This is a genomic window from Acinetobacter sp. 231_lipA, assembly GCF_058243005.1.
The window spans coordinates 1,967,245-1,979,446 of the sequence record NZ_JBZAYU010000001.1 but is presented as its reverse complement, the minus strand read 5'-3'; the positions used below and the strand labels follow the sequence as shown (position 1 = coordinate 1,979,446).

Here is a 12,202-nt window from a genome sequence, read left to right as displayed (position 1 = left end):
ATGCTGTGCTTTTCATTTCAGTATAGAGAAAAATTGAGTCTGCCATGTTCAGCTTTGTGCTATGAAGAATCCTGAGATCCAAGTCCGTCGTAGACCGCGCCAATCGCGAGCTAAGCTTACCCAAGAAGCTTTACAAGAAAGTTTTGTTCGGCTTTTGCATGAGCGCCATGCGCACGAAATTACCATTCGGGAAATTACCGATGTGGCGGGAGTCGGTTTAGGTACCTTTTATGAGTACTTTTCAAAGAAGGAAGATTTGGTTGCATTGACCATTCATCAGCATGTGAAAACTAATGCGGAGCAGCTAAAAACTTATGCACAAAGCCTGATGGAGTTATCCACAAAATTGAGTTTTGAGGACTATTTACAGCAAATTATTCACTTTCAGCTTGAGCAAATTCAGGCTCGACAGTTTCTATGGGCACAGACTTTTCTACTGGAACGGAAGATTTCAAATATTGAAAGTTACCGTAAAAGCTATGCCATGATGGTACAAATGTGGCGCAGCATTTTAGAGCCGTCTATACAAGATGATGAACAGCTCAAGCATATGGCTTTAAATATGCAACGAGTGTGTTATGGCTTTGTGTCGCAGACTTTATTGGTAGAGCCGGAGTTTGAGGAGTGGAAGGAACTTGAAAAGGATATTGTTCAAAGTTTAGGAAAACTTAAGTTTGAATAAAAATAGGCGTTCTATTCATTTTCGCGCTTACATTTAAGTTTTAAATAATTGATATATATAATAATATTAAAATTAGGATCGTGTAAGCCCTATAATCTAAAATGGAATCAATATTTCAGGGTATTCCTTGGAATTTTGTATCATTTAATTCTTATGGTTTAATAACAATATCGTTAAAAAATTATAAAAAATAAATGAAAGCATTAATCACAGTAGGTTGTAAAACAGATCATGGTGGAATCATTGTTTTAGGTGACTCATCTTTTTTAGTCGAAGGTAAGGCAGTACATCTTGATGGTATGACTCATTTTTGCCCTAAATGTAAGGTTCAATCACGTGCAATAGCTTCTAATCAAGGTTTTATGGTCGTGGGTGGAAAAAGCATTGTTGCTGTTGGTGATACCTCTAGTTGTGGATCAAAATATTTAAAAATTTCTGATTTAGCTGTGATGAGTAGTGGGGCTAGTAGTCCAAAAATTGTATCTAATAATACTAATAGTTTTGTAGCTGAACCTAATTTTAAATACGGACAAAAATTTGTACTACAGGATGAGTTAACAGGAGAACCTTTAGCTAATGTATGTTATGAAATATACATGAATGGTGAAACTTTCCACGGTAAAACGGATAAAGAAGGGTTTACTCATTTTATTACTAGTGAAACAGAAGAAGAACTAGAAATAAGAATAATTTTAGAGGATCATGAACATGGCGAATAGAGTAACAGGCAGAGGAAATCCTAAAAATACTGGGCGAATTCAAACATGAGGTGCGACAGTTTCAAAAGCCTTATGATAATCAACAAGCTGAGCAAATTTCTCTAATGGTGTAAGCCAATCTAACGCCTTTCTAGGACGAGTATTCAGTGACATGGCAACTTGATTTAAATAATGCTGATCTGCCTGATTTAAATCAATCCCTTTAGGTAAATATTGCCTAATTAAACCATTCATATTTTCGCATGTGCCTTTTTGCCAGGGTGAATGTGGGTCACAGAAATATACATCTATGCCTAAATCTTCTTCAAGTATTTTATGTTCTGCCATCTCGCGTCCACGGTCATAGGTCAACGTTTTACGCAGTTCTGCAGGTAAATATTTCAGAGCTTCAGTTAAAGCCTTGCGCACTGATTCTGCCTTTGCATCAGGTAATGTTGCCAAGATACAGAGCCGTGTATTTCGTTCAATAAGTGTTGCTATCGAACTTTTATTGTCTTTACCTTTAATTAAATCAGCTTCCCAATGACCCGGTATTTTTCTTTCTTGAACTTCGGCTGGGCGCTCATGAATAGTTTTAATATCCTGTAATATAGAATCTTTTTTAGGTTCACCGTTAGCTTTTCGCTTTTTATTTTCATGACGCAGACAGGATAATAAGTCTTTTTTCAACTCACCCTTTGGTAATGCTCGTATCGTTGAATAAATCGTTGTATGGCTTACATTCATTGTTTGATCCAAATCAGGAAATGTCTTTAAACGCTTTGCTATTTGCTGAGGAGACCATAAACAACGGATCGCTTCAACAATAAATTTCCAGAGGATTGAATCGATTTTGAGTTTTCTGTGACCACGTCTACGTCTAGCGAAGGTGTTATCAGAAGCATATTGAGCTTGATAAACGTCATTGATGCTATTTCTTTTAAGCTCACGATAGATCGTACTAGGATGTCTTTTAATGAGTTCAGCAAATTTTCTGGCTGAAAAGCCTTCTTTTCTTGACTCAAGCATTAATGCAGTACGATCTTCAAAGTTAAGATGATGGTATGACAATTTTATATACTCCATAAACCCTTTAAATTAATTAGGTGGTTTATGTCGCACTTCAAGTTTTACTCTGCCATGTATTGAAATCAAATGACATCCAAATCAGCATGGATGGTAAAGGTCGATGGGTTGATAATGTGATGGTTGAACGATTATGGCGGAGCGTTAAATATGAAGAGGTGTATCTCAAAGCCTACAGCAATGTTTTGGATGCGAAGAAGCAATTAAACGCATATTTTGAATTTTATAATTTGAAACGACCTCATTCGAGTCTGGACAAAATGACTCCAGATGAGTTTTACTATGACCAGCTACCACAACAAAATAAGGTAGCTTAACTAGAGCAGAGTATCACTTATAAATAAGCTTTTAGTTGTTCAAACATGTGGGACCACCTCTATTTAAAAAAAGGAAAGAAGATGAAAATTAAGTTTTTAACAGTTTCATTGATGCTTATTCTGCCATTTTCTGTTTTTGCAGCAAATACTGTAGTAGAAAAAGCGGTCATTGAATCAAATAATACATATAAGGCGAAGTATAACTTAGAGGATATGACTGAGTTTAATCAGGCTCAAAAGGGCTTTATTGCCAAGCCAACAGGTCAAATTAAAAGTGAGAAAGGCAATGTTATCTGGGATTTTGATGCATTTAGTTTTTTACAAGATCAAGCACCAAATACCGTTAATCCCACTCTATGGCGACAAGCAAAATTAAACAACAATGTTGGGCTATTTAAAGTAACAGATCGAGTTTGGCAAATTCGTGGTTTTGATTTGGCAAATATGACCATCATTCAGGGTGATACTGGCTGGATTATTGTGGATACATTAACCTCTAAAGAAACGGCTGAAGCAGCACTTAAATTTGCTAGACAGCATTTAGGTGAGCAAAAAATTTCAGCCATTATCTTTACCCATAGCCATATCGATCATTTTGGTGGTGCATTAGGCGTTCTTTCTAGCGAAGAAATTAACGCTAGAAAAACTCCAATTATTGCGCCAAAAGGCTTTATGGAAGAAGCGACCAGTGAAAATGTGATGGCAGGTTCAGCCATGATACGTCGTGCGACTTATATGTATGGAACTTTTCTACCTAAAAATGCGGAAGGATTGGTGGATACAGGTTTAGGTAAGGCTGTTGCTGTGGGAAAAATGGGCATCCTTGAGCCTACACAACTGATCACTCAACCAGAACAGAAAATGACGGTTGATGGCTTGGATTTTGTGTTTTATAACGTGCCGGGTTCAGAAGCACCAGCAGAATTAACGTTCTCTATCCCATCATTGAAACTTTATAACGGCGCAGAAATTCTATCTCATACCATGCATAATCTTTATACCCTTCGGGGTGCTAAAGTCCGTGATGCCTTAAAATGGGTGGGCTATCTAGACCAAGCAATGCAGCATGCCAAAGCATCCGATGTATTGATTGCACAGCATCATTGGCCTGTCTGGGGCAATGACAATATTCAAGATTTTATTAAAACCCAGCGAGATGTTTATAAGTTCACGCATGATCAGACGGTGAGATATATGAACTCTGGTTTTAATGGCGCTGAAATTGCCGAAAAAATTAAGCTTCCAGCGGCACTTGATCAAAAACTATATGCTCATGGCTATTATGGAACCCTAAAACATAATGTAAAAGCAGTATACCAATATTATATGGGATGGTTCGATGCCCATCCTTCCAATTTAGATCCATTACCCCCTAAAGCTGTTGCAAAAAAATATATTGAGTTAGCAGGTGGGGAGAACAATGCATTGAAAAATGCGCGGGATGCCTACGCTCAAGCTGACTATAGATGGGCTGCCGAGATTTTAAAACATATTGTGTTGAATAACCCTCAAAACCAACAAGCAAAAGACTTATTGGCGAATACTTATCGTCAATTGGGCTATGCTGCTGAGGCTTCAACTTGGCGTAATTTCTTTTTGGTGGGCGCTCAAGAGCTACAAAATAATGTACCCCTACAAAATACTTCTGATCCGAGTGATTTATTGATTCATACACCAACTGAAAGATTTCTTGAAGCTATGGCGACAAATTTAGATGTGGAAAATTTAAAAAATGAAAACCAGTGTATCAATCTGGTTTTGTCGGATACCAAAGAGCATTTTTCATTATGGGTTGAAAACTCAGTCATGCAGTTTAAGCGTTATGATGAAAGTAAAGATTTGGCATTGGATTGCCCTACATTAACCTTAACCAAGCCCTTATATCTAAAAATGATTACAGGTCAAATAGAAGGGGTAAAAGTCCTGCTTTCTAAAGACAGTAAAGTCAAAGGTAATCCACTGAAAATTGGAAAATTCTTTGCAATGTTTAAACGTCCAGATTCAATTTTCCCGATTGTGACTCGACCAAATGGCTAAGCTCAAATAAGTAAAGTCGAAACTTAAATTAATAGATCCAAAGAAATGGGTGAAATTATCAACTTGGTTCTCCCAATCTTATAACAGGAATACAAGAAATTATTTCTTGTATTCCTCTTTAAAATTAAAAGTAAGCTATATGTATTTTAACTCTATTGATACTTTATTAAATGGTTTTTGAATTTTTATACTTTATTTTCGATGGAGATATTTTTATTAGTAGCTTGTTTAAAAAAGATTTGTTTATTTTTCTATTAATTGCTTCTAAATAATAACTTCAATATTTTTGTGGTTAAAAGGCAAGGGGGTATTATGATGTGTTTTTTATTGAAAATAAGCTTTTATATTAGGGCGAATTCAAACATGAGGTGCGACAGTTTGAAAAGTCTTATGATAATCAACAAGCTGAGCAAATTTCTCTAATGGTGTAAGCCAATCTAACGCTTTTCTAGGACGAGTATTCAGTGACATGGCAACTTGATTTAAATAATGCTGATCTGCCTGATTTAAATCAATCCCTTTAGGTAAATATTGCCTAATTAAACCATTCATATTTTCGCATGTGCCTTTTTGCCAGGGTGAATGTGGGTCACAGAAATATACATCTATGCCTAAATCTTCTTCAAGTATTTTATGTTCTGCCATCTCGCGTCCACGGTCATAGGTCAACGTTTTACGCAGTTCTGCAGGTAAATATTTCAGAGCTTCAGTTAAAGCCTTGCGCACTGATTCTGCCTTTGCATCAGGTAATGTTGCCAAGATACAGAGCCGTGTATTTCGTTCAATAAGTGTTGCTATCGAACTTTTATTGTCTTTACCTTTAATTAAATCAGCTTCCCAATGACCCGGTATTTTTCTTTCTTGAACTTCGGCTGGGCGCTCATGAATAGTTTTAATATCCTGTAATATAGAATCTTTTTTAGGTTCACCGTTAGCTTTTCGCTTTTTATTTTCATGACGCAGACAGGATAATAAGTCTTTTTTCAACTCACCCTTGGGTAATGCGCGTATCGTTGAATAAATCGTTGTATGGCTTACATTCATTGTTTGATCCAAATCAGGAAATGTCTTTAAACGCTTTGCTATTTGCTGAGGAGACCATAAACAACGGATCGCTTCAACAATAAATTTCCAGAGGATTGAATCGATTTTGAGTTTTCTGTGACCACGTCTACGTCTAGCAAAAGTGTTATCAGAAGCATATCGAGCTTGATAAACGTCATTGATGCTATTTCTTTTAAGCTCACGATAGATCGTACTAGGATGTCTTTTAATAAGTTCAGCAAATTTTCTGGCTGAAAAGCCTTCTTTTCTTGACTCAAGCATTAATGCAGTACGATCTTCAAAGTTAAGATGATGGTATGACAATTTTATATACTCCATAAACCCTTTAAATTAATTAGGTGGTTTATGTCGCACTTCAAGTTTTACTCTGCCCTGTTTTAAAGAGTATAACTTCTAAATTACAAAAAATAGATGCAGAGATGAAAAATCAAGCTGCTACTATTATTAAAGTCGGAAGTAAAAGACAGTTAACTTCTGGTGAAATAGCTATGTCTCGCCTGATTTTTAAAGATGCAATTGATTACTCTAAGGTCTGGATACATTTAGGTGGCTTAATACATACAAAAACAGGTAATGCCATGACGCCTGCTGGGGAAATCTATTTACCGAAAGATGATTACTTAAAAACACCTGACTATAGCAAAGCTACAGGTGAAAACCGTCATTGGTTTATTCATGAAATGGTACATGTTTGGCAATATCAAATGGGGACATCAACTGGTTGGCTTGGGATAAAACAATTATGTAAAGGAGGATATACTTCGGAGGTCAATTCTGTTGACTCGGACAATGAGTTAGAAGCCTATGACACGGACTTAGGAGGTCGAGATTTAAATAAAAAATTTCAAGATTTTAACTTTGAACAACAAGGTAGAATTATTGAGTTTTGGTTTGATGCTTGTTATTTACAAAAAGTTAATCCCAAACGGGATCATCATCAAAAAAGTTTACAATTATTAGGCTATGTTGAGAAAATATTAAGAGATTTTTTACTTAACCCCTCAAATAAAAATTTATTACCGAAATCGTGATTATGAAAAAAATAATATATAGTTTTGTAGCAATGGTGCTTATAGGTTGTAATCAGCAGAGTCGAGATCTTAATACAAAAATTATTAATGATAATTTATGTCTTTTCACGAATGAATCTAAAGATTATGGAAAAGATAATTTTCTAGTTCATTTTGCAAAAATTGACTTTTCTAAAGAATATCAAAGTGAATATGAAAAATCTTACTCAAAAACAGACTTACCTATTAGTGAAAAAAATTGTATAGCTATCCCATTAGATAAGTTAGAAAAAAATTTAGCTTATACAATTACTTTAAGCACTATTAATAAGTCATTTAACTCTCAAATTTGTATTTTAGAAAATAACAGCGGTATTAGTATTAAACAGGTAGAGGCTGGAAAAAGCACATGTGAATAACTCCTATCGCATTAATCCACTTTAAAATTAACACAATACACACCATACAAAAATAAACTTATAAATCAAATAATATCAGCATCTCATGATCTATAAAAAAACCGCTCTTTCGAGCGGTTTTTTTATTCCAGTGAAAACTACTTCACATCAAAACGGTCTGCATTCATCACTTTCACCCAAGCGGCAACAAAGTCTTTTACAAACTTCTCTTTGTTGTCATCTTGCGCATACACTTCTGCATATGAACGTAAAATCGAGTTTGAACCAAACACTAAATCTACACGTGTCGCCGTCCATTTGGTTGCCCCTGTCGCACGGTCTACAATTTCATAACGGTTTTTACCCACGGGTTTCCAGTTATATTTCATATCCGTTAAGTTCACAAAGAAGTCATTGCTGAGTACACCCACACGAGCCGTCAACATGCCTTCTGGTGTACCTGCATAGTTTGTGCCGAGTACACGCATACCACCAACCAACACCGTCATTTCAGGCGCAGTTAAACCGAGTAATTGTGCACGGTCTAACAACATTTCTTCAGGCTGTACGCTGTAATCTTCTTTGACCCAATTACGGAAACCATCATGTTTCGGGAGTAAATCTTCAAAAGAATAGACATCTGTTTGCTCTTGAGTCGCATCACCTCGTCCTGCAAGGAACGGAACTTTGATATTCACACCCGCAGCATGCGCCGCTTTTTCAACAGCTGCCGTACCGCCCAATACAATCAAGTCTGCAATGCTGACTTTTTTCGCCAGACTCGCCTGAATTTCTTCAAGCTTCGCCAAAACTTTGGCTAAACGCTCAGGCTCATTGCCCACCCAGTCTTTTTGTGGTGCAAGACGGATACGTGCACCATTGGCGCCACCACGGTAGTCGGAACCACGGAAAGTCCGCGCACTATCCCAAGCAGTATTAATCAATTCAACCGAAGTTAAACCGCTATTTAGCAACTTCGCTTTTAAGTCTTCAATTTCAGCTTCAGACAAAACATAATCGACCGATGGAATTGGGTCTTGCCAAATCAGATTCTCATTCGGCACATCTGCACCTAAGTAACGAGATTTTGGTCCCATGTCACGGTGAGTCAGCTTGTACCACGCACGCGCAAACACTTCAGACAAGTAAGCTGGATCTGCATAAAAACGTTCTGAAATTTTGCGGTATTCAGGGTCCATTTTCAGCGCCATATCAGCATCGGTCATCATTGGGTTGCGGCGTACATTGGGGTTATGTGCATCAACAGGTTTATCTTCCTCTTTGATGTTAATCGGTTCCCATTGTTTCGCACCCGCAGGACTGGTGGTTTTTTCCCATTCATAAGTAAACAACAGATAGAAAAATTCGTTATCCCATTTGGTCGGGTGTGTGGTCCAAGCCCCTTCTAAACCACTGACCATGGTGTTCGCGCCATTGCCTGTACCTTCAGAGTTATGCCACCCGAGACCTTGAAACTCCACATCAGCGCTTTCGACATCTGCCCCTAAGTTTTGAGCTTTACCATTCCCGTGCGCTTTCCCGACGGTGTGACCACCCGCAGTGAGTGCGACGGTTTCTTCATCATTCATTCCCATACGGTCAAAAGTGACACGCATGTCTTGTGCAGTACGAAGGGGATCTTGGACGCCATCAACCCCTTCTGGATTGACGTAGATTAATCCCATTTGTACCGCAGCTAATGGATTTTCAAGCGATTTACGGTCTTGGTCATTGGCATAACGGTTTGCCGTTGGTGCCAGCCATTGACGCTCTTCACCCCAGTAAATGTCTTTTTCGGGTGCCCAAATATCTAGACGACCACCACCAAAGCCAAAGGTTTTTAGACCCGCTTCTTCATAAGCCACGGTTCCTGCAAGAACAATTAAATCGCCCCATGAAATTTTGTTGCCATATTTACGTTTGATTGGCCATAGTAGGCGACGGCCTTTATCGGTGTTGACGTTATCAGGCCAACTGTTGAGAGGGGCAAAGCGTTGGTTCCCTGTGTTGGCACCGCCACGTCCATCTTGTTTACGGTAAGAACCCGCCAAGTGCCGCGGTACGCACAAACATCCCAATGTAACTGCCATAGTCAGATGGCCACCATTCTTGACTGCTGTTGATGAGTTCACGAAGATCTTGTTTCACCGCTTCTAAATCCAATGATTTGAATGCGGTTGCATAGTCAAAATCAGGATCCATCGGGTTGGTTTTTTTATCGTGTTGCGACAAGATGTCGAGATTGAGCGCATTGGGCCACCAATCAGAATTATTGGTGCTGGCTAAACTCGTTTGTCCACCATCTTTTTGGTGAAATGGACAACCTGAGGCTTGCATATTCTGTGTCATGTCGAGCTCCAAATTTGATCATCAAATTATGATTATCATGAACCGTTTAAAGTAATTATTACTGTTCTAACATAGCCCCTTTTGATGACAATCTAAAGCGAGTTTTACGAATAAAAACAATCGGATTATTCTATGTAAATATTTAAGAAAGAAAGAATTTTAGCTTTTCAATAAGATAAGATCCGACGAAAAAATAGCAGCAAGGAAAGCTTTTGATGCGAGGTTGATGGGCATTTTCAATTGAGCTTATCAATCAAAACTCAGACAAGCCTTACTAGCAATGAGCGCGGCTCAGATTGAGTCAAAATTAAACAAAAAAAGAGGCATACTTTCGGTTTTTAGATTTTTTTTGAAAGATATTTTGGTGATGTCCTTATGGTCTCGGTGATGACTGTTTTGCCAGCCATCACCTGATCTTACATATAAAGCATCAATTACACGTTTAAACGTCGACCTTCTCTTAAACAGACAAACGGATTCATCAGCTTCGAGCTATTTTTCATCGCCACTTTTAAGTCAATTTCGGGTTGTTCACGACTTTCATCGGTCAGCTGAAAGGTACGATAGTGAATAGCCATCGAGCATTTGGCATGCAGGTCTTTATGCGCTTGAAAAGCATCTTGCGGATTCATATGCATATAGCGCATCAGCTCACGCGGTTCATATGCCCCGATAGGCAGTAACGCAATTCGCGGTGCGCCAAAACGTTGATGCAGCTCTTTAAAGTGCGGTGAATAACCCGTATCCCCCGCAAAATAAGCATAGTCAGCGCCACAGTGAATACTAAACCCGCCCCATAACGCACGGTTTTGATCGCGTAGGCCACGGCCAGAACCATGCTGTGCTGGGGTATAGACCAGTTTTAAATCATGCAGACGCGCCGACTGCCACCAGTCCATTTCCAATACTTGTAAGTGCTTGGGTAAATACCATCCATTGCCTAGCCCTGTATAAATGGGCATGGCGAAACGCTCATACAACCAGTTCAGACTGGCAATATCCATATGGTCATAGTGGTTATGGCTCAAGAGCACCGCATGGATGGTCGGTAAATCTTCCAAGGCAATGCCAGCAGGCATAACACGGCGTGGTCCCCGCCCTTGCTTCGGACTGACATGTTCCGCCCATACAGGATCGGTCAATAAGTTATAGGGCCCAATTTGAAGTAATACCGTGGCATGACCCACAAACCAAACCTGCCAATCATTTAAATCGGCATGGGGGCGATCTTGCGGCAGGCTTTTTTTATCGGCATGAAAGTGTGCATATTCTTGCGCCAAGTCCACATTCCATGTCGAAGATTTACGCTTAATCAACCATTTCAGCAAGTCGCCTCGACTACGGCCCTCAGGTCGACGAACCGAATTGACAAAGCGAGTCCCGTTATAATGGTCGGAGTGTAGGAACTGAAATTCGGGCTGCCGCCATGTATGGGACATGGTATTTTCAGTCGGAATTTGATAATGGAGTTCAGTTGATTTTGGCTTCATTTAACGTCGTTATCTTTATTGCAATACACCAGTAACAGGACCAGTTTTGAAAACTGACCTCTACCTTAACCTATTCCAAGCGTCCTTGCATTCGCTCTAACCACACTTTTTTTGATTGCGGCTTCACAAAGAGTGCCACAATTTCAGGATGTTTTTGTTTAATTTTTACTTCAATGCGATTAACACACGCTTCTATCTCATCGGTAGTGAGGTGATCTTCAAACTCCACGCTCAACGAGGCCAAAACCTGTTTGGCGCCCATTTGCTCGGTCAGTAAGCCGTTGGCCGACAGTACGCCTTCATCGTCTTGGGCAATTTTTAAAATATTTTGCCGTACATGCAGGTCCGCGGTTTCACCAAGCAATAAACCTTTGGTTTCTCGTGCCAGTAGAAAAGCAGATACCGCCAGAACCAGCCCAATCAGAATAGATGCCACCCCATCCAGTGCAGGCATATTTAAACGATGTGCCAAATAAATACCAAGAAAAGCAATCAACAGACCAATTAATGCAGCAGAGTCTTCAAACAAAACTGTAAACGTGGTGGGGTCTTTACTGCGACGAAAGGCCTCAAAATAACCTTGCTGACCTTTCGCCTTACGAAACACTTTCAGAGCAACACACCATGAAATACCTTCACTTACAAATGCAAAGCCAAGTACAACATAATTGATGGTCGGGTTTAAAATGGGTTCAGGGTGCAAAATGTGCATGATCCCATTGTACATAGACACCAATGCCCCTAAGGCAAAGACCATAAGAGATACAATGAAGGCCCAAAAATACAGCTCTCGCCCATAGCCAAAAGGATGATTAAAATTGGCAGGTTTATTCGACTTCTTCAGTCCATATAACAGTAAAATTTCGTTTAAGGTATCCACAACAGAGTGAATGGCTTCACTCAACATGGCAGAGCTGTTGGTCAAATAAGCCGCAATAAATTTTACCAGCGCAATGGCTAAATTCCCCAACAGCGCGGCATAGACCACCAGTTTATTTGAATCTGCCATATCGATTTTTAGCCCATATGTTCAATTAAATTATATTTATGTTTTTATCATATCCAATTTC

At 39.0% G+C, this 12,202-nt stretch carries 9 protein-coding genes and 2 pseudogenes; 6 read left to right on the top strand and 5 right to left on the bottom strand.

All coding sequences use genetic code 11. The features are described 5' to 3' along the window. Positions 1–61: 61 nt before the first annotated feature. Positions 62–682 carry a TetR/AcrR family transcriptional regulator gene (locus tag AC4CUX_RS09685; protein ID WP_490792370.1) on the top strand — a complete coding sequence of 207 codons (621 nt, stop codon included), beginning with the start codon at positions 62–64 and terminating at the stop codon, positions 680–682. Between the two features lie 194 nt (positions 683–876). Then, complete coding sequence (locus AC4CUX_RS09680; protein ID WP_126038362.1) at positions 877–1,401, top strand: PAAR domain-containing protein; 525 nt, start codon at positions 877–879, stop codon at positions 1,399–1,401. 39 nt (positions 1,402–1,440) lie between these two features. Here AC4CUX_RS09680 and AC4CUX_RS09675 read toward each other — a convergent pair whose 3' ends face one another. Further along, positions 1,441–2,466, bottom strand: coding sequence for an IS30-like element ISAba125 family transposase (locus tag AC4CUX_RS09675; protein WP_080631719.1), 1,026 nt, complete (start codon positions 2,464–2,466; stop codon positions 1,441–1,443). A gap of 56 nt (positions 2,467–2,522) precedes the next feature. Here AC4CUX_RS09675 and AC4CUX_RS09670 point away from each other — a divergent pair. Together AC4CUX_RS09670 and AC4CUX_RS09665 are read left to right on the top strand one after the other, a co-directional pair. Then, positions 2,523–2,783, top strand: a pseudogene (locus tag AC4CUX_RS09670) (integrase core domain-containing protein); the annotation flags it as partial. Between the two features lie 81 nt (positions 2,784–2,864). Beyond that, positions 2,865–4,820 (top strand): alkyl/aryl-sulfatase, encoded by a 1,956-nt coding sequence (locus tag AC4CUX_RS09665; protein ID WP_000693745.1) that lies wholly within the window; start codon positions 2,865–2,867, stop codon positions 4,818–4,820. A 357-nt stretch (positions 4,821–5,177) separates the two neighbouring features. Here AC4CUX_RS09665 and AC4CUX_RS09660 read toward each other — a convergent pair whose 3' ends face one another. After that, a complete protein-coding gene (locus AC4CUX_RS09660; RefSeq protein ID WP_010326927.1) occupies positions 5,178–6,203 on the bottom strand; it encodes an IS30-like element ISAba125 family transposase in 1,026 nt (341 codons plus the stop codon). Positions 6,204–6,304: 101 nt separating this feature from the next. Between AC4CUX_RS09660 and AC4CUX_RS09655 the strand changes: the two genes are divergently transcribed. Together AC4CUX_RS09655 and AC4CUX_RS09650 are read left to right on the top strand one after the other, a co-directional pair. Next, positions 6,305–6,916, top strand: coding sequence for a hypothetical protein (locus AC4CUX_RS09655; protein ID WP_212130960.1), 612 nt, complete (start codon positions 6,305–6,307; stop codon positions 6,914–6,916). Further along, positions 6,913–7,314 carry an NF045616 family extracytoplasmic (lipo)protein gene (locus AC4CUX_RS09650; protein WP_335343051.1) on the top strand — a complete coding sequence of 134 codons (402 nt, stop codon included), beginning with the start codon at positions 6,913–6,915 and terminating at the stop codon, positions 7,312–7,314. Before AC4CUX_RS09655 ends, AC4CUX_RS09650 begins: the two co-directional genes overlap by 4 nt. A 137-nt stretch (positions 7,315–7,451) precedes the next feature. Here the strand turns inward: AC4CUX_RS09650 and katG are convergent. The 3 genes and pseudogenes from katG to AC4CUX_RS09635 all read right to left on the bottom strand — a co-directional run bounded on the left by katG (position 7,452) and on the right by AC4CUX_RS09635 (position 12,141). Further along, positions 7,452–9,642: pseudogene (gene katG / locus AC4CUX_RS09645) on the bottom strand (catalase/peroxidase HPI). Positions 9,643–10,076: 434 nt separating this feature from the next. Continuing rightward, on the bottom strand, positions 10,077–11,132 hold the full coding sequence (locus tag AC4CUX_RS09640; protein ID WP_490792369.1) for an MBL fold metallo-hydrolase: 1,056 nt from the start codon (positions 11,130–11,132) through the stop codon (positions 10,077–10,079). 70 nt (positions 11,133–11,202) lie between these two features. Next, on the bottom strand, positions 11,203–12,141 hold the full coding sequence (locus tag AC4CUX_RS09635) for a cation diffusion facilitator family transporter (RefSeq protein ID WP_126038371.1): 939 nt from the start codon (positions 12,139–12,141) through the stop codon (positions 11,203–11,205). Between the last annotated feature and the right edge of the window lie 61 nt (positions 12,142–12,202).